Origin of the sequence: Pseudemcibacter sp., assembly GCF_965661635.1 — a bacterium.
In the GTDB taxonomy this organism is placed as follows: Bacteria; Pseudomonadota; Alphaproteobacteria; order Sphingomonadales; family Emcibacteraceae; genus Pseudemcibacter.
This window is the reverse complement of record NZ_CBFIEP010000072.1, coordinates 1-21,467: the sequence shown is the minus strand read 5'-3', so window position 1 is coordinate 21,467 and position 21,467 is coordinate 1. Positions and strand designations below refer to the sequence as shown.

22 protein-coding genes and 1 pseudogene are annotated in these 21,467 nt (G+C 38.4%); 13 read left to right on the top strand and 10 right to left on the bottom strand.

Going from position 1 to position 21,467, the window contains the following annotated elements:
* Positions 1-168: 168 nt before the first annotated feature.
* From ACTF6W_RS05430 to ACTF6W_RS05420, 3 genes are read right to left on the bottom strand one after another with little or no spacing between them, the layout of a single operon-like run.
* The gene (locus ACTF6W_RS05430) at positions 169-636 is read right to left on the bottom strand and encodes a methyltransferase family protein (protein ID WP_438993531.1); all 468 of its coding nucleotides are present in this window, start codon (positions 634-636) and stop codon (positions 169-171) included.
* A 3-nt stretch (positions 637-639) separates the two neighbouring features.
* Positions 640-2,400 carry an amidohydrolase gene (locus ACTF6W_RS05425; RefSeq protein WP_438993530.1) on the bottom strand — a complete coding sequence of 587 codons (1,761 nt, stop codon included), beginning with the start codon at positions 2,398-2,400 and terminating at the stop codon, positions 640-642.
* Positions 2,401-2,414: 14 nt separating this feature from the next.
* A complete protein-coding gene (locus ACTF6W_RS05420) occupies positions 2,415-2,879 on the bottom strand; it encodes a GAF domain-containing protein (protein WP_438993529.1) in 465 nt (154 codons plus the stop codon).
* A 220-nt stretch (positions 2,880-3,099) separates the two neighbouring features.
* Here ACTF6W_RS05420 and ACTF6W_RS05415 point away from each other — a divergent pair, with 220 nt between their 5' ends.
* The 5 genes from ACTF6W_RS05415 to ACTF6W_RS05395 all read left to right on the top strand — a co-directional run bounded on the left by ACTF6W_RS05415 (position 3,100) and on the right by ACTF6W_RS05395 (position 5,765).
* Positions 3,100-3,330: a hypothetical protein gene (locus tag ACTF6W_RS05415; protein ID WP_438993528.1), complete on the top strand. Its 231-nt coding sequence runs from the start codon at positions 3,100-3,102 to the stop codon at positions 3,328-3,330.
* A 79-nt stretch (positions 3,331-3,409) separates the two neighbouring features.
* Positions 3,410-3,781 carry a GntR family transcriptional regulator gene (locus ACTF6W_RS05410; RefSeq protein WP_438993527.1) on the top strand — a complete coding sequence of 124 codons (372 nt, stop codon included), beginning with the start codon at positions 3,410-3,412 and terminating at the stop codon, positions 3,779-3,781.
* Positions 3,782-3,792: 11 nt separating this feature from the next.
* Complete coding sequence (locus ACTF6W_RS05405; RefSeq protein WP_438993526.1) at positions 3,793-4,644, top strand: ABC transporter ATP-binding protein; 852 nt, start codon at positions 3,793-3,795, stop codon at positions 4,642-4,644.
* Positions 4,645-4,646: 2 nt separating this feature from the next.
* The gene (locus ACTF6W_RS05400) at positions 4,647-4,847 is read left to right on the top strand and encodes a hypothetical protein (protein ID WP_438993525.1); all 201 of its coding nucleotides are present in this window, start codon (positions 4,647-4,649) and stop codon (positions 4,845-4,847) included.
* 18 nt (positions 4,848-4,865) lie between these two features.
* Positions 4,866-5,765 (top strand): hypothetical protein, encoded by a 900-nt coding sequence (locus tag ACTF6W_RS05395; protein ID WP_438993524.1) that lies wholly within the window; start codon positions 4,866-4,868, stop codon positions 5,763-5,765.
* Positions 5,766-5,849: 84 nt separating this feature from the next.
* Here the strand turns inward: ACTF6W_RS05395 and ACTF6W_RS05390 are convergent, their stop codons facing one another.
* From ACTF6W_RS05390 to ACTF6W_RS05380, 3 genes are read right to left on the bottom strand one after another with little or no spacing between them, the layout of a single operon-like run.
* Positions 5,850-6,668: a sulfite exporter TauE/SafE family protein gene (locus ACTF6W_RS05390; RefSeq protein ID WP_438993523.1), complete on the bottom strand. Its 819-nt coding sequence runs from the start codon at positions 6,666-6,668 to the stop codon at positions 5,850-5,852.
* Positions 6,665-7,066, bottom strand: coding sequence for a SufE family protein (locus ACTF6W_RS05385; protein ID WP_438993522.1), 402 nt, complete (start codon positions 7,064-7,066; stop codon positions 6,665-6,667). Before ACTF6W_RS05385 ends, ACTF6W_RS05390 begins: the two co-directional genes overlap by 4 nt.
* Before the next feature lie 19 nt (positions 7,067-7,085).
* The gene (locus tag ACTF6W_RS05380; protein ID WP_438993521.1) at positions 7,086-7,322 is read right to left on the bottom strand and encodes a sulfurtransferase TusA family protein; all 237 of its coding nucleotides are present in this window, start codon (positions 7,320-7,322) and stop codon (positions 7,086-7,088) included.
* An 84-nt stretch (positions 7,323-7,406) separates the two neighbouring features.
* On the opposite strand from ACTF6W_RS05380, the gene ACTF6W_RS05375 reads away from it, so the two are divergent.
* The 4 genes and pseudogenes from ACTF6W_RS05375 (at position 7,407) to ACTF6W_RS05360 (ending at position 11,894) form a co-directional block, all read left to right on the top strand.
* The gene (locus tag ACTF6W_RS05375; protein ID WP_438993520.1) at positions 7,407-8,126 is read left to right on the top strand and encodes an ABC transporter permease; all 720 of its coding nucleotides are present in this window, start codon (positions 7,407-7,409) and stop codon (positions 8,124-8,126) included.
* Positions 8,116-8,805, top strand: a complete 690-nt coding sequence (locus ACTF6W_RS05370) for an ABC transporter ATP-binding protein (protein WP_438993519.1) — start codon at positions 8,116-8,118, stop codon at positions 8,803-8,805. The genes ACTF6W_RS05375 and ACTF6W_RS05370 overlap by 11 nt, the downstream gene beginning before the upstream one ends.
* Positions 8,802-9,617 (top strand): substrate-binding domain-containing protein, encoded by an 816-nt coding sequence (locus tag ACTF6W_RS05365; RefSeq protein ID WP_438993518.1) that lies wholly within the window; start codon positions 8,802-8,804, stop codon positions 9,615-9,617. The genes ACTF6W_RS05370 and ACTF6W_RS05365 overlap by 4 nt, the downstream gene beginning before the upstream one ends.
* 84 nt (positions 9,618-9,701) lie before the next feature.
* A pseudogene (locus tag ACTF6W_RS05360) lies at positions 9,702-11,894 on the top strand (putative bifunctional diguanylate cyclase/phosphodiesterase).
* Between the two features lie 12 nt (positions 11,895-11,906).
* On the opposite strand, the gene ACTF6W_RS05355 reads toward ACTF6W_RS05360, so the two are convergent.
* On the bottom strand, positions 11,907-12,494 hold the full coding sequence (locus ACTF6W_RS05355; RefSeq protein ID WP_438993517.1) for a hypothetical protein: 588 nt from the start codon (positions 12,492-12,494) through the stop codon (positions 11,907-11,909).
* Positions 12,495-12,598: 104 nt separating this feature from the next.
* Here ACTF6W_RS05355 and mnmC point away from each other — a divergent pair, with 104 nt between their 5' ends.
* Positions 12,599-13,768 carry an FAD-dependent 5-carboxymethylaminomethyl-2-thiouridine(34) oxidoreductase MnmC gene (gene mnmC, locus ACTF6W_RS05350; protein WP_438993516.1) on the top strand — a complete coding sequence of 390 codons (1,170 nt, stop codon included), beginning with the start codon at positions 12,599-12,601 and terminating at the stop codon, positions 13,766-13,768.
* Positions 13,769-13,825: 57 nt separating this feature from the next.
* Positions 13,826-15,766, top strand: a complete 1,941-nt coding sequence (gene acs / locus ACTF6W_RS05345) for an acetate--CoA ligase (protein WP_438993515.1) — start codon at positions 13,826-13,828, stop codon at positions 15,764-15,766.
* A gap of 1 nt (position 15,767) precedes the next feature.
* Here acs and ACTF6W_RS05340 read toward each other — a convergent pair whose 3' ends face one another.
* The 3 genes from ACTF6W_RS05340 to ACTF6W_RS05330 form a co-directional block, all read right to left on the bottom strand.
* Positions 15,768-16,883: a hypothetical protein gene (locus ACTF6W_RS05340; RefSeq protein ID WP_438993514.1), complete on the bottom strand. Its 1,116-nt coding sequence runs from the start codon at positions 16,881-16,883 to the stop codon at positions 15,768-15,770.
* A gap of 84 nt (positions 16,884-16,967) precedes the next feature.
* On the bottom strand, positions 16,968-17,960 hold the full coding sequence (locus ACTF6W_RS05335) for an amidohydrolase family protein (protein WP_438993513.1): 993 nt from the start codon (positions 17,958-17,960) through the stop codon (positions 16,968-16,970).
* A 1-nt stretch (position 17,961) separates the two neighbouring features.
* Positions 17,962-18,504, bottom strand: a complete 543-nt coding sequence (locus tag ACTF6W_RS05330) for a PepSY domain-containing protein (protein WP_438993512.1) — start codon at positions 18,502-18,504, stop codon at positions 17,962-17,964.
* 142 nt (positions 18,505-18,646) lie between these two features.
* Between ACTF6W_RS05330 and ACTF6W_RS05325 the strand changes: the two genes are divergently transcribed.
* Both ACTF6W_RS05325 and ACTF6W_RS05320 read left to right on the top strand, forming a co-directional pair.
* Positions 18,647-19,186, top strand: coding sequence for a lipocalin family protein (locus ACTF6W_RS05325; RefSeq protein WP_438993511.1), 540 nt, complete (start codon positions 18,647-18,649; stop codon positions 19,184-19,186).
* 110 nt (positions 19,187-19,296) lie between these two features.
* Positions 19,297-20,664 carry an alkaline phosphatase PhoX gene (locus tag ACTF6W_RS05320; protein WP_438993510.1) on the top strand — a complete coding sequence of 456 codons (1,368 nt, stop codon included), beginning with the start codon at positions 19,297-19,299 and terminating at the stop codon, positions 20,662-20,664.
* The last annotated feature ends 803 nt before the right edge of the window (positions 20,665-21,467 follow it).

The window sequence follows — 21,467 nt, the reverse complement described above, 5'->3', positions numbered from 1 at the left end:
TGCAATTGTTGTATTAGTTGATAAAAAACTAGCTGAAATACTGAATAATAATACTTTAAAGAAATTCTTTTTCATATTTGATCCTCCATGGATAAATTATTTTGTGTTCTTCAATATTAGAATAACAAAACAAAAAAAATTACTAGCTTTAAAAATAAAAGTTACTCTTTAGATCCAGCGACGTACTTTTTGCTTATATGCTAAATAATTTTCTCCGAACTTCTCTTCGAGATAGGTTTCTTCTTTTTCGATAACAACTTTATTCATAAAGAAAATAAGTATAAAAGCCATGACCATGATCCAGACTTTATCAAAAAATAAAGCACCCGACATCATCCATAATAACACACCTAGATATATTGGATTTCTGGAATATGCATAAATACCTGATTGATACACCGCATTGGTTGGTTCATGCACGCTTGGGCTTTGTTTGTCGGTCGCAAACATTTTAAACCCTAAAACCAAAACAATTGTCCCCAATGCCAAAATGACTAACGAAACAGTTTTCGTAATATCCGTAAAACCAAACGATAAAGGCATTAAATAATCAATCGCTAGTCCGATAATGGTCGCTACAATATAAAACACCGGTGGGTGTATAATAATGCCGGGATTATCTGCATTTTTACTCATATTCTATTCCTTTTTATATACGATGTTGCCTCCAACGATTGTCATTAAAACATTTCCGTCAAATAATTTGGCCGGAGTTTTCGCACCAATATTTAACACGTCCATATCCACAACAGTAATATCAGCCCATTTCCCTTTTTCAAGAGTTCCGGTTTTCTCTTCAAGAAATGCAGCGTATGCTGCGCCAGTTGTATAACCACGTAATGCTTCTTCTGAAGTTAATTTTTCATCGGGGAACCACCCGTCTCCGGCTTCAAGATCTTTGCTTTTTCTTGTAATGGCCGAATGAAGGCCGTAAAAAATATCCCAACTATAACCCATCAAGTCCGAACCAAAGGCAAGTGGCACATTGTTGCGTCGGAATGTCCGCCAAGCATAAGCCCCCTTAGCGCGTTCTTGACCAATTCGGTCAACGGTCCAAATTTTGTCTTCGGCAACAAATGGCGGTTGAACTGCAGCGATGATATCCAATTCATCATAAAGTTTAAAATCATCCGGATGTACGACTTGTGCATGTTCGATGCGATGACGTAAATTTTGTAATTCAGGATACTTTTTAAAGTTATCTCTAAAGAAATGAAGCGCTTCACGGTTACCGCCATCACCAATTGCATGGATATTGACTTGAAAACCCGACTGAAGAATTTCACTGACTTCATTTGGCAGGAAGCCATAATCTTCACCCGACACTCCAAATTGGCCCGGCATATCAGAATATTCTTCAACCAATTTTGCACCACGAGCACCAAGAGAACCGTCATAGTATCCTTTTACAGAATGGACGAATAATTTATTGCTATCATATCTCTTTGGACCAATTTTGATCCATTCTTTCATTTGTGGTACATCACGACCACTTACCATCGCGCTGACACGGATTTGAAGTTCGCCCGCATCATTTAAACCCTGATAGGCTTTCATGATAGGTGTATTCGCACCCGCATGATGCACCATGGAATATCCATCGTTTGCCATCAACTGAAGGCCATTTTTCAGACGGGTCATCATTCTTTCATGAGAAAGTGGTGGAACAGCATCACGGTAAAGCGCTACACCACGGTTACGAACCGCACCATTGGGCTCACCATTTTCATAACGGTGAATAATGCCGCCTGTTGGGTTTTTACTATCGCGCGTAATCCCTGCACGCTCCATTGCCATTTTGTTGCCCCATGCACCAAAACCGTTCGTCCCGTCCATTAATACCGGATAATCGGGCACGCGCTCTGTTAAAAGCTTTTCTGTTGGATATTTATCCGCCCAGCGTCCTTCGTCCCAACCGCGGGCCACAATCCACTGGCCTTTGGGCGGGTTATATTTCGCGATATGATCTACGACACGCTGAACGGCCTCTTCTTCTGTTTCAACCCCCTTTAAGTCAACATCATCAAGTGTCGCACCAAGTTCTTCAATGTGCGTATGAGTATCAACAAAACCGGGATATACATAAGCACCATTTAAATTGATAACTTCAGTATTAATGTCTTTATAAGTGGCTACATCTTCATTTGTGCCAAGCGCAATAATTTCGCCGTCTTTAATGGCGATTGCATTTGCTTCTGGCGTCCACGTGTCATTGGTGACCGGCGCATTGATAGCAGGCACACCTTCTACAGATGGCTCATCCCAAGAAAACGTATAAATATTAGCGTTTTCCAGAACCATATCAGCCATAACTTTTTGGCTATCATTTTCATTTGTTGATTGTTCTGCGCACCCCAAAATGGCATAGCACAGCATGAATGCTGTAATTTTCTTTAACATTCTTTTCTCTAATTTTATTTTTTGAATACTTTATTTATAATTTTTTCCAACCATAACTTATCTGTTTCATCAAAGGTAGATAATTTTGTGCTGTCTACATCCAAGACGGCGATCAATTCGCCCTTCTTATTAAATACAGGTACGACGATTTCAGAATTTGTTTGGCTATCACACGCAATATGATCAGGAAATGCATTGACGTCTTCTACAATTTGCGTCTTCCCTGTTTTCGCAGCAGCTCCACAAACCCCTCTATCAAATGAAATACGAAGACATCCGAGTGTTCCTTGGTATGGTCCTATGACTAATTCATTCTCTTTTACTGGATCGACTATATAAAAGCCTACCCAAAAATAATCTTCAAACGCCAGATTTAATAGACAGCTTACTGATGCCATATTGGCAATAATATTATATTCACCATCCGTCACGCTCAGAATTTCAGCTTCTACTTGTGCATATATTGATTCTTTTTTCATGGAGTAACACACCTATTTATACCGTAATACACTATTAATAACACCCTTCTCGCCTATAAATCTAAAAATATTTTAAATTTAAGTTATTGATTTTAAAAGATTTTAAAAAATAACTTAAAAAATAACATCCAATATAGTTGACTAAATTTGCTTTACTGTTATATATAACTACAACACTTAAACACTAAGACACACAAACACAACTACTAAGGAATTTAAAATGTTTAACTTATATGCGAACTCAATTGACCCAAATGGCTTCATTAGCCTTGTTAGTAATAACAAAGAAGTATCTTCTGAAGAAAATAGAATTTCAACCCGTAAAATTCTTTCAGGTTTCGCAGTAGCCAGCCTATTAATTGTTTCAGTTATGGCAAATGGTAGTCAGTCACAAAAAATTGCTGAATACCAAGAATTTGCAAAACTTTCTTCTTACACATCATCCGTCTAAGGGAATCGTATAAGCGACGCTAATTGAAAAAGGATAGCGAAATTTACGAAATAACCCCAAACCAAGATTGGAATGTACCGTGGTAGAACAATGGAAAGATGATAGACCGATTTATCTACAGCTTAAGGATCAAATCCTAGCCATGATTATGGACGGCGTGCTAGCTGAGGGCGAAGCTCTCCCCTCCGTCCGTAAGGTCGCAGTTGAATATCAAATTAACCCGATTACCGCTTCAAAAGCCTATGCAGAATTGGTTGATGAAGGACTGGTAGAAAAAAAGAGGGGACTAGGCATGTTTATATTAGATGGAGCGAGAACAAACTTACTCGCCGCAGAACAAAAAGCATTTTTAGAAGTAGAATGGCCAAAGATAGTCGAGCAGATCAGCCGTCTAGGTCTTGATCCTAAAGAATTGCTTGATTCCACCCATAATAATGCGCAGAAAAACTAGAGGACATAACTATGACACATTATATCAGCGCAAAGGGGCTCAGCAAATCATATGGCGATTTTCAGGCGCTCAAAAATGTAGACCTCAATATTAATAAAGGTCAAATCGTTGGACTGATTGGATCAAATGGTGCAGGTAAAACTACATTGATCAACTCAATATTAGGCCTGGTTTCATTTGAAGGCGAACTTAATGTTATGGGGTTTGATCCACATTCTGAACGCGATGAATTGATGAAAGAAGTTTGCTTCATTTCAGATGTTGCCACCCTTCCTAAATGGATAAAAGTAAAAGAAGTACTTCAATATGTTGAAGGCATTCATCCAAATTTCGATCCTGAAAAAGCATTATCATTTCTATCAGAAACAACAATCCCAATGGATAAAAATGTTGGTAAACTATCAAAAGGAATGATCGTACAATTGCATTTGGCACTTGTAATGGCAATCGACGCGAAAGTACTCGTGTTAGATGAACCAACACTAGGCCTTGATATTCTTTACCGCAAAAGATTTTATGATCAGTTGCTTGAAGATTATTTCGATGAACAGCGCACCATTATAATTACTACGCACCAAGTAGATGAAATTGAAAACATTCTCACAAATGTGATTTTCATCCGTGACGGGCAAATTATCTATGATGCTTCTATGGAAGAAACGCTTTCCACATGGAAAGTGCTAGAGCCAAAAGCAGACATGATAGAAGAAGCACGTGCACTTTCGCCTCACCGCGAGAATAAGTCACTTGGACGCGTCAGTATGATTTTTAATGATAAAGATCGTGAGACCTTAAGTCCTTTCGGTGATGTTAGAAGGCTCTCACTTTCTGATTTATTCGTCACATTGATGACTGGAGAATAATTATGAAAAACCAACCACAAAAGAAAAAGCATTTTCATATGATTATTAATATTGCTCTAACTGCTTTTCTCATGTTCACGGCAACCGTTGGTATGCGTGGCCTTACATATACGGGCGATCAGAATATCTCTGCCGTATCAGAAGCCATACCACAGCTTGAAAACGTAATAATTTGTGCCATTGGCCAATGCATTTTAAAATAAGAATTACAGGAGAATATTATGATTTCCGCCTTAACAAAAATAAACGGCTATAACCCTACTAAAGCGCTTTTCTTAAAGGAATTCTGGGACCACCGCCGCGCCATATTGATGACACCAATGGTCATTACCGGATTGTTCATCGTTTTTGTTATCGTCGCGATGGTAACGGGCAATGATTTATGGATAAATGACATGTCACTTCAAGAAAGTATGCGTGCAGGTTTTATTGAAGCTCGAGAAGAAGGGCAAAGTCCTTCATTCATTGTAACTCGTATGTTGTTTGGGTTTTCAGTTCTGCTATGGATCGCGGCTGCTTTTACCATCACGTTTACAGCGCTCTCATCGCTTCATGATGAACGTAAAGATGGCAGCATTCTCTTTTGGAAGTCTATGCCCGTTTCAGACGCCAAGGAAGTATTGATTAGACTTGCAACAATTATATTTGTAATTCCCCTAGTCATTGTGCCTTTTGCCATTATCATTGAGTTATTTATGGTACTGGCTATGACCGTTATTGGACTTTATCATGGTATTGATGTGGTATCGTATATATATATGAACATTAATGTTCCAGTACTCATGATGCTAAATATTGTTCTACCGATAATGACTGTACTATGGATACTGCCATTGATAACTTGGTTCATGCTTGTATCAAGTTTCTCACGCCGGCCACCTTTCCTTATTGCCTTCGCTGTACCTGCGCTTATCATCGCAACTGAAGAAATATTCTTTGAAGGCTCGCTTTTACTAGAAGCAATCGTTTCATTTGCGGTGAGCATGGGTGGTAATTTTGGACAAGGCACATTTTTTGCCCTTTCGAGCTTCACTGAACCAGCACTTTATATAGGTTTTGCAATCTCCGCGGCAATGATTTATGGCTGCATTTACTTTAGAAAGCGACATACGCTGACTTAACAGAAATTACTTTCATGGTGGGGAATTCCCTCCACCTGATATCTTCCGAACTGACCCTGGCTTTTTAAAAAGTCAGGGTTTTTTTTATAAATAACGATAAAGCATTTGGGTTGAAACGAAGAATAGAAATAAGCCAAAGGCAAGGTTTAGCTTTTTCTGATCCAAACTATGCGCGATTTTCGCACCAATTGGAGCCGCGAAATAGGACGCGGGTGCAATAATAGCTATACCAATAAAGCTAACATATCCTACATTACCTTGTGGAAGACCTTCAATACCTTGACCCGTTATCATATAGCTAATGGTTCCAGGTATAGCGATAAGAACACCAAAAAAAGAAGCCGTACCAACGGCACGGTGGATCGGTACACCAAAAAGCGACATATAACTAACACCCATCACACCACCGCCAATACCAATCATGCTAGAGAGCATGCCGATTGAATAAGGCATAAATTGAACGAGCGGGTGATCCGGAATACCATCGCGTATTAGTTTCGTATCCCCTTTAAAAAGCATTTTGATCGCAACAATAAAAGCAAGAAATGAAAATAATAAAACAAGATATGTTCCATTTAGTCGCGACGCCGCCCAACTGCCAAGCACTGCGCCAAATAGCATAGCAGGCGCCCAGCTTTTTATAATGCCAACGTCTACGGCCCCCCGACGATAATGAGCACGCGTTGATGAAAAAGCGGTAATGATGATAATTGCAAGAGAAGTCGCAATCGCAATATGCATGCGTAATTCGTCTCCAACACCAAAAAAACTTAAAGCAATTTCAATAATTGGTACGAGAACAATACCGCCACCAATACCTAATAGACCTGCCATTAAACCGCTGACGATGCCTGCACCTAACATAATAATGATTAATGGATATAGATCGGCAAGCGCGCTCAAAGAAAACTTTCTCCAATTGATTTAATACGCTCTACCATTGAAAAAAGTCCATTGGTACGCATGGGTGAAAGATGCTGGGATAATCCTAGGTCATTTAAAATACCATTTGCATCGGTCGCAACTATCTCTTTTGGTGTTTTATTAGAAAAAATCATTAAGATTAGTGCGACAAGTCCCTTGACGATATGGGCATCACTATCCCCCTTAAAAAGAATTTTATCATCCTCACGATCATAAACGAGCCACACTTTACTGCTGCAACCATGGACACGGTTTTCTTCAGTTTGATCGGCTTCGTCAAAATCTGGTAATTTACGTCCTAAATCAATGATAAATCGATAACGATCTTCCCATTCATCCATAAATTCAAATGTTTCTTTTACTTCTTCGATATTCATACTTTGGTCAATTCTATTATCAACTTTTTCTAATTATATATATTATTTCGTCATCGGATTCATGTGTTTCTTCTATCACATTTGATGTTTCACGACAAAAATTCGGTATATCTATGAGCGTCATTGGATCAGTTGCAATCAACTTAATGGTAGCGCCTTTATCAATTTTTTCTAACATTCTGCGTAACCGCAATACCGGTATAGGGCATTGGTGGTCACTAACATCAAGTAATTCATGGCTTTGAGGCTCTAACATTAATGATCCTGATATCTCACAATTAAGTTTACTCAAGAACATTTAGCAATTACTTTAAGGCCAAGCAAAGTATAAAAGAAAAAAATGGCAGAAAATTCCAACATATTTCTAGAATCAATTTATCTTATTGTTTCCTTCAATCGTGATTTGATGGAAATTATCGGGATGTCTATGTATGTAAGTATCTCAGCACTTCTGATTGCTGCAAGTGTTGGTTTGCCGTTGGGTGCTCTCCTCGCGACGCGTTCTTTTTTCGGATCTAAAGTTATTAGCATATTTGTTAACGCATTTATGGGAATGCCTCCTGTTGTGGCGGGTTTGATTATTTATATGCTTTTATCACGAGGCGGTCCGCTTGGATTGCTTGGTCTATTATACACACCCAGCGCGATGATCATTGCACAATGCATACTGATATTGCCGATTATCGCTGCCCTAAGTCGACAAGTAATAGAAGATGCAAATAGAGAATATAATCTCTTATTTTTATCACTAAGAATTGATACTTTTACCCGCATTAAAACATTGCTAATTGAATGTCGTTTCAGTTTAATTACCGTTCTTCTCGCAGGGTTTGGACGTGCCATCGCAGAAGTCGGCGCAGTTATGATTGTAGGCGGAAATATTGAACATAGCACACGTACCATGACCACCTCTATTCAAATGGAGATAAGCAAGGGTAATCTAGAGCTTGCTATGGCTTTGGGTATCATTCTACTGTTTTTATCACTAAGCATTAATATACTCATGAATATCTTAAAAACATATTTCCAGAATACAAATGGAGTGTCTTGTGACGAATAGTAACATCGCTCTTCATCTAGATAACGTAAGCTTCCGTCACGAAAAAGGGGAAGCCCTGCAAAAAACATCACTCGAATTTAAGAAAGCGAAAAACACCGTAATTTTGGGGCCAAATGGCGCAGGGAAAAGTATTTTATTAAAACTCTGTCACGGTTTACTTCAACCCTCATCAGGTCATTTATTTTTTGAAAGTGATATTATAAATACATGTATGGTCTTTCCAAAACCCGTTTTCCTCAGAAGAACCGTACTCGAAAACCTCGAATATGTTCTTGAAATAAAAGGTATCGAAAAAAAGATTAGAATAGAAAAAGCGAAAAACGCCCTAAAGCAATTTTCAATGTCAGATTTTATAAATCATCCTGCTCGAAATTTATCAAGTGGTGAGAAACAACGACTTTCCCTTATTCGTGCACTCTTACTTGATCCGGATATTCTATTTTTAGACGAACCTACTTCAAACCTTGACCCAAGCGCAACAGGTACATTAGAGAAAATGATCAAGGATACTGATGTTACCACTATTATGGCAACACATGACATAATGCAGGCAAAACGTGTAGCTGAATACATCATTTTCATCAATCAAGGTAAAGTCAAAGAATGCGCTGGTGCGGCCACCTTTTTTAATAGACCTGCCACCGAAGAAGCACGTAAATTCATAGAAGGCAAACTATGAAGAATATCGTCATTACCGCTTTAGTGATAATTGCAAGTTTAATATTTTTCATGTTCGCTAAACAGAGTGATCATGATCTTACATTAATGGCGACAACAACGACACAGGACTCAGGCATTTTATCACATATTGTTGATGCTTTTGAAAAAGACAGCGGGTTAAAAGTAAAAGCCATCGCCTATGGCACAGGAAAAGTTTTAAGATCCGCAAAAGATGGAAATGCGGACATACTTTTAGTCCATGACCCCCTTAATGAAGATATCTTTATGAAGGGCGGTTTTGGAAAAGAACGCATTTCGATTATGCAAAATGACTTTGTTATTATTGGGCCCAATAGTGATCCTGCAACAGTTAAGATGAGTAATTCGGCAAGCGATGCCTTTAAGAAAATTGCGTCTAAGTCTATTTTTGTTTCAAGAGGCGATGGCAGCGGAACCCACAATGCAGAAAAACGTATTTGGGGGAAAATACAGGTCGATCAAGAAAAATTGAGCCCTAACAATTATATTATTACTGGCAGTGGTATGGGACGTACACTAGGCATTGCAGTTGAAAAAGAAGCCTATGCCCTAACGGATAGAGCAACCTGGCTTTCCTATAAAAACAAAGGACAGTTATCTGTTCTATTTGAAAATGATAGTGATTTAGAAAATATCTATAGTGTGATTAGTGTTAACCCTCTTTTATTCGGTCATATCTCATTGAATGCACAAGATATTTTCATGAAATGGATTAAATCGCAAGAAGCCAGGGAAACGATTCAAAATTTTCAAATCAATGCAGAAAACCCTTATCTAGCCATACTTCCTTAAAATTGACCCAGTCCATTATAAATTAACGTAAAATTAAGCGCCAATGCCTATATTGGGGCTCATGTGAATAATACATAGGGTCAAATGGCAAATTTCGATGAAAAAATAATGGCTTTTAAATCAAATAATTCTAATGAATTATTTGATTCACAGTGCATTCTGGAAAGCCTCCCAATGGGAGTGGCATTCTTTGATCATCAACTTAAATTGGCTCAAAGTAATCATGAATTCAATACGTTATTTTCTTTAGACGATAAATCATCAGCTACTATTTCTGAATTACTTCATATTGAGATGAGTAACGAGGATTTTGAGCACGAAAATGCTCATACGGTTTCCCTAATTCATGAAATGTTTTATGAAGCGAACTCAACAAATTCTTTTAATTGGGTCTATAAAGTTCATCTTTCAGAAAATAACACCGTTGAACTTCGTGCTGAGATATTCCCTAAAAAGGGTATTATTATTACCTTAAAAAAAGTAGATCAGGGTGAAGATCATCAAAAGATCGAATTTCAAGCGGCAAAAGAATATTTGGAAGCGCAAACTGAACAAGCCATTCATTTAGCAGAAGACCTCGCCGTAGCAAAAGAAGAAGCAGCAAATAACGCTAAACGTATTCAATCTATTCTCAATGCGATGGAAGAAGGCTTGGTGACGCTTAATGAAGACGGCAAAATAGTCTCTGCCAATAATGCCATGTCTATCATATTTGGATATGCTCGTTCTGACTTTATCGGAATGGAATTATCAAATCTTGTGAAAACACGTAAGATACAAACCGTTGAACATATTTCTACACTTTTAAACGAGCAAGTTGACGGAAGTAATGTTTATAAAGCCGATGAACAAGGCCAACATCAAAATGGGTCAGCTATCCCTTTAAAAATTGATATTCGTGAAGTATATCTGGAACATGAAAAACATTATACGGTTCTTTTTAGAAACGTAAGTGAACAATATGAAGCTGAAAAGTTAATCCGCCATATGGCTTGGCATGATAGTTTAACGGGTCTCGCTAACAGAAATCTACTTTCAGAAAGGTTAGACGAAGCACTTAAACTCGCACGAAGACTTGAGAAAAAAGTCGCCGTCATGATCCTTGATTTAGATAAATTTAAACCCGTCAATGATCTTCATGGGCATGCGACTGGTGATAAACTATTAAAGGTAGTCGCTGAAAGATTAATCAAGTGTGCTCGCGAAGTTGACACTGTCGCCAGATTGGGCGGTGATGAATTTGCAATCGTTTTTACCAATATCGAAGATGATGCGAATATAATTACAATTGCCGACCGTATCATTCACAGCATTCAACAACCCGTAGAAATTGACGGTAATGTTATCCAAATTGGAACCAGTATAGGTATAAGCTTTTTCCCTGGTGATTCTGACACGCCAACTGAATTGATCCGCATGGCGGATGTGGCACTTTATCAAGCGAAAGAAGACGGAAGACGCGTATTCCGCCTATATGATCCACAGATGGATGCGGAAACGAAAGTTCAAAAACAAATTGAGATGGATCTCAATAAAGCATTAGAGAATGACGAATTATTGCTGCATTACCAACCACAATTTGACGCCACTACGGGTGAGATGGTTGGCACAGAAGCGCTAATACGTTGGCTTCACCCTGAAAATGGAATGATTTCGCCCTATAATTTTATTCCAATAGCCGAACTTTGCGGGCCTATGATTCCTATAGGCCAATGGGTTTTAAATACGGCTTGTATTGCAGCCAAAGGCTGACAAGATCAAGGGCTACCGAAAATTAGAATTTGCGTCAATATTTCAGCAAGACAGTTCCATGCTGATAATTTCGTAGAAACTATTGAACATGCGATAAAACTATCAAACTTAAACCCGAAATGGTTAGAACTTGAAATTACTGAAGGCATGGTGATTAAAAACGCAGAAAGTGTGATTACCAAACTTCAAGGGTTAAAAGCTTTAGGTGTTTATTTATCAATTGACGATTTTGGTACGGGATATTCATCCTTGGCTTATCTTAAACGCTTCCCTGTTAATAAGCTTAAAATCGATCAGTCATTTATTAGAAATATTCATGAAGATCAGGATGACGCAGCGATTACGGATGCTGTTATCCGCTTAGGCCACAGTTTAGGATTAACTGTCGTTGGGGAAGGTGTCGAAACCGAAGAACATGTTAAAATATTACAAGAAAAAGGTTGTGATGTTTTTCAGGGTTATCATTTCTGTAGACCCATAGATCATGATGCATTTGTTGAATTTCAAAAAAAATCAGCTAAATGAAATCTGGAATAATTATTCTACTTCTTCGTCTTCTGGTAAAATATTTTGATTTAAATTCTTGATATAAACCCATTCATAAAGAGTTTCCCAAGTATCTTCAGAATTTGAAGATACTTTTCTTCGTTCATGTAAATTAAGAAGGCGCCCCTTTTGACCCTTCTGCCAGGTTAATTTATATTCATAACCACCAACCGGCTTTTCGCTTCTTAAAACAAACCTGTCCTTTTCAGGGCCGCCTTTTAAGATTTGAACACCTGCATTATTATCAACCCACATATGGACCCATTCAGAACCATTAAAAGCCGTAAGACTTTTACCGTACATTCTAAAAGGAACATATTCTGATGAAAAATGATCGTCTAAGGAAATCCAGCTCTGTTGTATGGCACATCCTCTTAAGGTACGGCCAATACGGTCATATCCTGCCAATTTTCCATTTGAATTATGAAAAACTTGCCAATCACCAACAATAAAATCTAACTCACGATAAAAGGGGACAGCACATGGGACAACTATATTATCACCGTTTTGCGCGTAAACTGCATTCTGAAACGGCAAAGATATAACCAAGCATATAATATAAGTGCATATATTTTTCATCGTCTTTTCTTACCTTTTAACATCGGGGTGTTATTCATTTTAAAGATACAATATACTCCTCTCAACTTATATTGTCTTACATTATTTAATTGTGCTATCCGAAAATGTCAGAAAAACATTCTAAACCTTGGTTTGATCCCCCTGCTGCGCTCAATGATGGCTCTAAAGTTGCCATAATTGGCGGCGGTATCAGCGGTTTAATGATGGCATCGTACCTATCTAAACATTTTGAAATTACATTAATTGAAGAAAAAAAATCCATAATGGCTGGTGCTTCTGGAAATCCAGCTGCAATTCTTGATCCTTATATTGCTTTAAATCAATCCATAGAAAAGAAATTCTATTTAAAAGCATTTGAATATGCTGTGGATTTTTATAACACTCTACCAGAAGATGTCTTTCATAAATGCGGCCTTTTAAAATTACCTAAAGATAAAAAGGAACAGAGAAGGTTTAATAAGTTGAGCGAACAGTATCCCACTACAGTTATGCAAAAAACGAAAGAAGGATTGTTTTTTCCAAACGCGGGTTACATCAATCCGAAAAAACTGGGAGCTTATCTATCAAATAATTTTGAAACTCTTTTAAATTCAAAAGTTACTAAAATCACAAACTCAGATAAAGGAAAATGGATCTTAATTCATCACCCCGGAAATGAAAGACTTCTGGTCGACGCCGTGATTATTTGCAACAGCTATAATTCCAAAATCTTTGAACAATCTAATGATTTAAAATTTGATGAAGTTTCGGGCCAAATTTCTTATATAAAAACCGAAAAAGTCATTGATAAAATCTATTGCTCTGATGGATATTTAACGCCTGCTATAGAAATAGAAAATGGATATGCCAATATTTGTGGCGCTACATTTGACCGTGATGATATTAAAGATATTAATGACATCTCTCATCAGAAAAACATCCAAAAATCACCTATACCACTTAATTCAAGCAAAATATTAGGTGGTAGGCGTGAAATAAGAGCCATGACTAATGATCATTTGCCAGTATGCGGTGCTTTACCAAAATTTAATGAATACCAAAGGCTTTATAAAGATCTTCATCACGGACCTAATCATAAAGAATTTGATACCGCATCATATCATAGTGGCCTTTATATTTCTGCTGGTTTAGGGTCAAGGGGATTTCTAACTGCGCCCCTATTAAGTGATTATTTGACCTCATTAATTCGCGATTGTAAAAAACCTATCAAAAGCCAAATACAACATGCACTTCATCCAGCAAGATTTATGATACGAAAATTGTCAAAAAAATAGACTTTCTTATTCCAAGTAATTACCATCACATCAAATAAAAATAAGAATGAGGCCAAAATGTCAGAACACCACGTTTATCCTGTTTCTGCGACACTTTCGGAACAGGCATTAATTAATAATGATCGTTATAACGAACTATATGAAAAGTCCGTTTCTAACCCCGAGGAATTCTGGTCCGAAATGGGTGACCGTCTGGATTGGATAAAAAAATTCACCGAAGTAAAAGACGTCTCTTATGAGAAAAATGATCTGCATATTCGTTGGTATGGTGATGGCACATTAAATGCGTGTGTGAATTGCGTTGATCGCCATTTAAAAGATCGCGCCGATCAAACGGCGATTATTTTTGAAGGCGATGACCCCAATGTATCAGAAAATATCACTTACCAAAAATTATATGAAGAAGTGTGCCGATTTTCCAACGTTTTAAAAAACGCGGGTGCGAAAAAAGGCGACCGTATTACGCTCTATATGCCGATGATACCGGAAGCCGTTTATGCCATGCTGGCTTGCGCAAGAATTGGTGCTGTCCATTCCGTCGTTTTTGGCGGATTTTCTCCCGATGCATTAGCGGGACGCATTATTGATTGTGAAAGCCAAATCGTTATTACAGCAGATGAAGGGATGCGCGGAAGAAAGGCCATTCCCTTAAAAGCGAATGTGGATAAAGCTTTAGAAAACCCTGAAACAAATGTTTCAAAAGTTATCGTTGTTAAAGCCACTGGAAACGATGTCGGATATTTAGAAGGACGAGATATTTGGTACCACGAAGAAGCAGAAAAAGTATCCGCGGAATGCCCCGCAGAAGAAATGAAGGCGGAAGATCCACTTTTTATTCTTTATACTTCCGGATCAACAGGGAAACCAAAAGGTGTTCTTCATACAACCGGTGGATATCTTGTTTATGCGAGCCTTACACATAAATATGTTTTTGATTATCATGATGGTGATATTTATTGGTGTACTGCTGACGTAGGATGGGTTACGGGTCACAGTTATATTGTCTATGGTCCACTTGTAAATGGTGCCACAACACTCGTTTTTGAAGGTGTTCCAAATTATCCCGATGCTTCTAGGTTTTGGCAAGTGTGCGATAAACACAAGGTCAATATTTTCTATACCGCTCCCACTGCTATTAGGGCCTTAATGGGCGCCGGTGATGAATTCGTAAGGGACACAGATAGAAGCTCACTGCGTATACTAGGCAGTGTCGGAGAACCCATTAATCCCGAAGCATGGGAGTGGTATTATAATGTGGTAGGCGAAGAAAAATGCCCCATTGTAGACACGTGGTGGCAAACGGAAACCGGTGGCATCATGATAACGCCTCTTCCTGGGGCGACCGCCTTAAAGCCTGGCTCTGCAACACGCCCCTTCTTTGGTATCAAGCCTGAGCTTGTGGACGGAGACGGAAATATCCTTGAAGGTAAAGCTGAAGGCAATTTATGTATTGCTGATAGTTGGCCTGGTCAAATGCGAACCGTTTATGGGGACCATGAACGATTTATTCAGACATATTTTTCCACTTATGAAGGAAAATATTTTACCGGTGATGGGTGCCGTCGCGATGGGGATGGTTATTATTGGATTACTGGCCGTGTCGATGATGTCATTAATGTATCAGGACATAGGATGGGCACCGCCGAGGTCGAAAGTGCCTTGGTCGCCCATGATGATGTGGCAGAAGCCGCCGTTGTCGGTTTCCCCCACGATATTAAAGGTCAAGGCATTTATGCCTATGTCACATTAATGTCGGGTCATGACCCTAGTGAAGAATTAAAGAAAACACTAGTTCAGTGGGTCAGAAAAGAAATAGGCCCAATTGCCACACCGGACCATATTCAATTTGCACCGGGCTTGCCGAAGACCAGGTCAGGTAAAATTATGCGGCGCATTCTTAGAAAAATTGCTGAAGATGATTATTCAAACCTCGGGGATACTTCAACTCTCGCTGATCCTTCAGTGGTTCATGATTTAATCGCGAACAGAATGAAATAATTCAAAGGGCTTCAATTTTTAATTGTTCTGCTATGCCAAGCGCTCTTTCAGCTTCGCGTTTTTTCCCAATAGCAGCAAAAATTGTTCCTTTTAGTGAATAAAACCTTGCTTCATTGTCTTTCTGGCGAATGGCTTGATTAATATGATCTAGTGCAAGATTATATTGATTTTCTTCCATTGCCTTTTGCGCTTTTACATATCTAAAATAAGGATTGCTTTCCTGATATTTTTCAACGAGTTGCCCAAAATAATCAGCACGCTCCTTATTACCTTGTTCAGTATAAAGAAAAGATAAATTATTCAGTGCCGCTTTATCTTTTGGATTGAATGAAAGAGCTGTAAAATATGCCTTTTCTGCATGATCTTCATAACCGTCCCGTCGATACAAAACGCCCAAATTCGTCCAAAAAGATGACCCTTCATAATCGGTTTTAATCGCTTTTACGAAATATTTAAAAGAACTCTCAAAGTCTTGCTTGAGAAGATATTCTGCCGCCACATTGCCATAAAAAAGGGCAAGGACATAACTTTCATCTAATAAAGTATAATTTAACTGACGGTCAGGCCCTACAGAATCAATATCCACAATTAAATCGTTTTTCCCATATAAATTGACCCGTACATTAATATGACGACTTTCAACATATATTTCATCATTGGTATAATCCCATTCTGGCAAAATATCTATTTCTTGGAATTGTACATTTAGACCTAAGTCTTGAGCCATCGCAAAAAATAAATAACTAAACGAGAGACAATTTCCAGCCCCATAATCAAACGTCTCAATCGCTGTCATTGTTAAGCCCGGATTATATTTTAAACCCAAACCGTCATTATTAAAAATAGCATTGGATAATTTTTTGGCTTTAGTTTCATGATTACTGGCATTTGAAACATGCCGCTCTAAGAAGGCACTCATTTCTTCTGACACAGCCATTACGTCTATATCTGGAAAATCTTTATTATTTAATGCACTTCCTAAAAAAGTTACACCACTGATTAATTCATATTCTGAAATTTCACCTGGATAAACATATTGATTGGGCAAAGTTTTGCATGCTGATGTTAATACCACTAGCAGCACAATAGAATAATTTTGAAACTTTTTAACCTTCATAATCAATAGCTAACTCCCATAATTTGAATAAAGGAATTATTTAACGATTATTTTATCACAGAGGCGTTTTTCCAACAATTCACGTTACTGTGAAAGCAATGTGAGCGCGTTTTCTCTAAGAATCATTTGTTTTTCATCCGCACTTAAACGCGTTTCATTAATTACCTTAAGTCCGGTCTCAGCGGAAAATATTGGTGTGTCAGTCCCCACAACAATCTTATCTGCACCGTAAATTTCTACGGCCAGTTCTATCGCACGAGATCCAAGTGAAGACGTATCAAAAAAGAGGTTATCTTTACGCGAAGGTGGCAATTTTGCATCTGGAAAGCGCGCTTCAACGGTATGATGCATTCTTTCAACAACCATGGGGAACGTACCCCCAAGATTTGCAATATGTGTGGTCGTATTTGGGAATTGATCTAAAAAATTCGTATATAATAATGTAATTAACGCAAGCGATACGGAATGCTGCACGCCAAGAGCGCCTCGTGCAATCAGTAATTCATCAGGGTCATTTTTTGGTCGTGTATCCAATACTGGAAATTCATCAGCACGCCACCCCGGGTGGATGAAAAAATGTAACGATTTTTCATTCGCGTACTCATATAAAGCTTTGTATTCATTGGCATATTCTAAGGAAAGAAAAGCATTATTAGGAAGTATGGCACCCAACATACCATAGTTTTCAACACATCTTTTAAACTCATTTAACATTTCACCTTGATCAGCAAGTGGAAGTGCTGCCAACCCATAAATTCGACCAGGGTACCGATCACATTGAATTGCAAGGTCATCGTTACTGGCTTTGATCATTGGCAAAGATTGTTCAATCGGTAAATAATCAATACCGAGCAAACCGGGCAATGAAATAACCTGTTTTTCCATTCCTACATGATCAAGATATTCGATGCGTTCAACCATATTATAGTAAAGACTTGAATATGGCAGTGTACTAACTGGCATATGATAAAGAGAATTTCGATCCGAATTATGCGTAATGCGAGGATCATTTTTACGTGCCTCAAGCATTTCCATAAGTTTAGGTGCAATATAATGTGCGTGAAAATCTATAGCCATATTATGCTTCCCTTTTTGCGGCCTTTAATGCCTTTTTCTTTTTATTAGAGGCTTTCTTCACATAAGGATAAATAAACATCCACAGTCCCGTAATCCATAGAATAAAAAGCGTAATGCCTGTAGGTAAGATCACATAATATTTTACAAAATCGCCAAAATAAGAACCGTCATGAAGCTTTTCCAAGAAATCCGATTGGCGTGAAGCAACGGAAAGAACTTGACCACTTGTTGTATCAACCTGTACTTCCCATCCTTCTGCGGTAATAAATTTAACCATCCCACGATCAGTTTTATAATCTATTCTGTCAAAGTCGGCCCATTTCAACCCTTTTGTTTCTGGAACGCTTGTTGCAGCAGAAAGTAATTGTGCATGGCTCACGGTCGGCGTTTCTGCATTCGCTCCTCGGACGCTGGGCGGCTGAATCCAGTTTAAATCTTTTTTGAGTTGGAGAAACAATCCAGAGACGATAATCAATAATAATGGTAACGCAATAAATATTGAAATCCAATTGTGGATTGTTCGATTTAACTTATTTAAATTCATCTTTATCTCTTCAGCTTCAAATATTTTGGAATAATATTATTATTTATTGGCGCACAATGTAGCAATTCAGCTAAAAACTTCAACGATTATGTCTTTGGTTTGATAAAATCAATCCACAACGAATACGAAACGTATAAAGAATATGAAAAAACTTACAAAAACACTATTTATTATTTCCACATTGTTCGGACTTGGTGCCTGTTCATCAACAAACTTACCAAAGCTACAAACCGTCGAACGCGTTGATCTTGATCGTTATCAAGGTGTATGGCACGAAATTGCTAGAATTGATCACTGGTTCCAAGAAGGATGTATTAACAGCACCGCCAATTATTCCATGCGTGATGATGGGGATATAAGAGTTTTAAATCAATGTGATGTTGAAAATTCAGACGGTGAAACAGATGAGGCCATCGGCAGAGCATGGGTAGTAGACCAAGAGAGCAATGCTAAACTTAAAGTCCAATTTCCCTTAAAAGGCATTAAGTTACCGTTTCTTGCGGGTGACTATTGGATCATCGCTTTAGAAGAGAACTACCAATATGCCATGGTCGGTGATCCGAAAAGGGAATATCTTTGGATTTTAGCGCGTAACGAAGTCCTTCCACAATCAGATCTAGATAATTTACTTAAGCAAGCAAAAGACGCGGGCTTTCCAATAGAGCAACTTATATATAAATAAGTTACTCTAATTTTCTTTTCATATAAAATTTACCTAACTGTCTTTGTATTTTACTAACATTTTTATTCTCACCTATAATTTTGGTATAAGAATGCTATAGGTATAAAAACATGAAAATTACACGCAGAAAACTATTTGCGGGCGCCAGCTCACTCGCCTTTGCGGGAATGATTTACAATTTAAACGGTGAATCATTCGCCAAAGAACAAAAAATTTATGGATATGGTCCTTTAAAAAAGGATCCTCACAAAATTTTAGATTTACCGGAAGGGTTTAGCTACCGTGTTATTTCAAGCCTAGGGGACAAAATGGATGATGGTTTTTTAGTACCCGACCGTGCCGATGGAATGGGGTGTATTGCCCTTGATGATGATAGAGTTGCGCTTATAAGAAATCATGAAATCAATTTAAAAAATCAAGATGATGATGCGGCAAAAATACTTAGCCCACTGCTTAAAGAGGCTTATGATCATACTGATGAAAATATCCCCCACGCAGGCGGCACAACAACCATTATTTATGATTTGAGCACAGGCAAAAGAACAAAAGAATTTTATAGTCTCATTGGTACGTTGCAAAATTGCGCAGGCGGAATTACCCCTTGGGGGAGCTGGCTGAGTTGTGAAGAAAATGTAACCAAAGCCGGCGAAAACTCTCAACTCGATCATGGCTGGATCTTTGAGGTTCCGGCAACACAGGAAAAATTGAAAAAACCATTTCCTTTAAAAGCAATGGGACGCTTTAATCATGAAGCAGCCGCCGTTGACCCAAAGACGGGAATTGTCTACCTCACTGAAGATCGTCCAAACAGTTTATTTTATCGTTTTATTCCAAACGAATATGGCAAGCTACATCTGGGTGGTAAATTACAAGCACTGGCAATTATGGAGTATGATAAAGGGCTTGATACAAGAAATTGGCAATCTATCGACTTTAAACCTCAATCATGGCGCAATGTGAAGTGGATCGACTTAAATGATATTGAAAGCCCTAAAGATGATCTAAGAATTCGGGGATATAAAGAGGGAGCAGCCACTTTTGCGCGCGGAGAAGGAATTCATTGGGGTGATAATGAACTTTATTTCTGTTGCACATCGGGTGGTAAAAATAAACTTGGCCAAGTCATGCGCTATCAACCGTCTAAATTTGAAGGCACAACGGACGAGAATAATGTTCCAGGTAAACTTCAGCTATTCTTCGAATCACAAGATCCAAATGATATGAATTATGGTGATAATATTGTTGTCACACCCTTTGATCACTTACTAATATGCGAAGATCAATATACCGACATTGTCAATAATTATATTCGCGGTTTAACACCCGAGGGGCAACCCTACCCTTTTGCAAAATTAGTCGTGCAAACAGAACCCGCAGGATGCTGTTTCTCCCCAGATGGTAAAACGATGTTTGTTAATGTTTACCGCCCAACAATGACTCTCGCTATCACAGGGCCATGGAATGATTTTAGAGTATAAAATCTAAAAAAATGGTGCCCCCAGTCGGACTAATAGTTCCTGTGCTAGGCACTTTAATGCACAGCTACATAAGCATTTGTACCAGTTTGCATATCTATGAATCATAGTCAACAGGCACATTCTGTGCGTCAGTCTGTGCGTCAGTAAAGTGATTGGCGAAATGACAACCCTTCATGCCACATAAACAGACCCTCAATGGCTCTGTAATGGTTCAGCACAGTGGTAAGCAACACAGACGGTTTATAGCTGTCCGTGGGCAGTTATGTGGATTATACAGAAATCTTCGGGTAATGGAATGATGCTAGTACATAGGCATGATGTTTACAGAATTCCTATTGAGTATAGGGAAAGTAAGATGGTATTGTAGGTAATAATATACTTATTCTGTATAGGGTCTTTAACTATCTTCACTTGCCTATGTCATCTTAGGTCATGTGCTTAAGTAGCAGGGGGGTATGCATGGGCCACTGGGGGTATGTACGTATTATATACACAGCCTGTTACACAGATTAGGTTAATCACTGGCAACCACTTATCAGTTATCTGCACCATTGTTTGCATGAGTCACTGAAATTGTTAATTGCCAGTGTTAGGGCATTGGCGGTGCTTGTAGGTAGAGTTGACAGGATATTATAGACGTGATGGAACTTATGTTCGCGGACTGTATCCCGTCAGACCCAAGGCAAGATTGAGAGATGGCACCGTTCCCTCAAAAACCAGATACTGTTGGAAAACTATTACTGTCCCAGCGAGCTAAAACAGCGCAGTGAGGAATGTATTCAATACGACAACACACGGAGATA

Bases quoted from the DNA above. Each gene is read 5' to 3' on its own strand.
- ACTF6W_RS05400 (WP_438993525.1), top strand. From the start codon at position 4,647: ATGAAAAACCAACCACAAAAGAAAAAGCATTTTCATATGATTATTAAT.
- acs (WP_438993515.1), top strand. From the start codon at position 13,826: ATGTCAGAACACCACGTTTATCCTGTTTCTGCGACACTTTCGGAACAG.
- ACTF6W_RS05335 (WP_438993513.1), bottom strand. From the start codon at position 17,960: ATGGCTATAGATTTTCACGCACATTATATTGCACCTAAACTTATGGAA.
- ACTF6W_RS05320 (WP_438993510.1), top strand. From the start codon at position 19,297: ATGAAAATTACACGCAGAAAACTATTTGCGGGCGCCAGCTCACTCGCC.
- ACTF6W_RS05365 (WP_438993518.1), top strand. From the start codon at position 8,802: ATGAAGAATATCGTCATTACCGCTTTAGTGATAATTGCAAGTTTAATA.
- ACTF6W_RS05325 (WP_438993511.1), top strand. From the start codon at position 18,647: ATGAAAAAACTTACAAAAACACTATTTATTATTTCCACATTGTTCGGA.
- ACTF6W_RS05380 (WP_438993521.1), bottom strand. From the start codon at position 7,322: ATGTTAGAGCCTCAAAGCCATGAATTACTTGATGTTAGTGACCACCAA.
- ACTF6W_RS05375 (WP_438993520.1), top strand. From the start codon at position 7,407: ATGGCAGAAAATTCCAACATATTTCTAGAATCAATTTATCTTATTGTT.
- ACTF6W_RS05395 (WP_438993524.1), top strand. From the start codon at position 4,866: ATGATTTCCGCCTTAACAAAAATAAACGGCTATAACCCTACTAAAGCG.
- ACTF6W_RS05415 (WP_438993528.1), top strand. From the start codon at position 3,100: ATGTTTAACTTATATGCGAACTCAATTGACCCAAATGGCTTCATTAGC.
- ACTF6W_RS05340 (WP_438993514.1), bottom strand. From the start codon at position 16,883: ATGAAGGTTAAAAAGTTTCAAAATTATTCTATTGTGCTGCTAGTGGTA.
- ACTF6W_RS05425 (WP_438993530.1), bottom strand. From the start codon at position 2,400: ATGTTAAAGAAAATTACAGCATTCATGCTGTGCTATGCCATTTTGGGG.
- ACTF6W_RS05385 (WP_438993522.1), bottom strand. From the start codon at position 7,066: ATGAATATCGAAGAAGTAAAAGAAACATTTGAATTTATGGATGAATGG.
- mnmC (WP_438993516.1), top strand. From the start codon at position 12,599: ATGTCAGAAAAACATTCTAAACCTTGGTTTGATCCCCCTGCTGCGCTC.
- ACTF6W_RS05355 (WP_438993517.1), bottom strand. From the start codon at position 12,494: ATGAAAAATATATGCACTTATATTATATGCTTGGTTATATCTTTGCCG.
- ACTF6W_RS05430 (WP_438993531.1), bottom strand. From the start codon at position 636: ATGAGTAAAAATGCAGATAATCCCGGCATTATTATACACCCACCGGTG.
- ACTF6W_RS05405 (WP_438993526.1), top strand. From the start codon at position 3,793: ATGACACATTATATCAGCGCAAAGGGGCTCAGCAAATCATATGGCGAT.
- ACTF6W_RS05330 (WP_438993512.1), bottom strand. From the start codon at position 18,504: ATGAATTTAAATAAGTTAAATCGAACAATCCACAATTGGATTTCAATA.
- ACTF6W_RS05420 (WP_438993529.1), bottom strand. From the start codon at position 2,879: ATGAAAAAAGAATCAATATATGCACAAGTAGAAGCTGAAATTCTGAGC.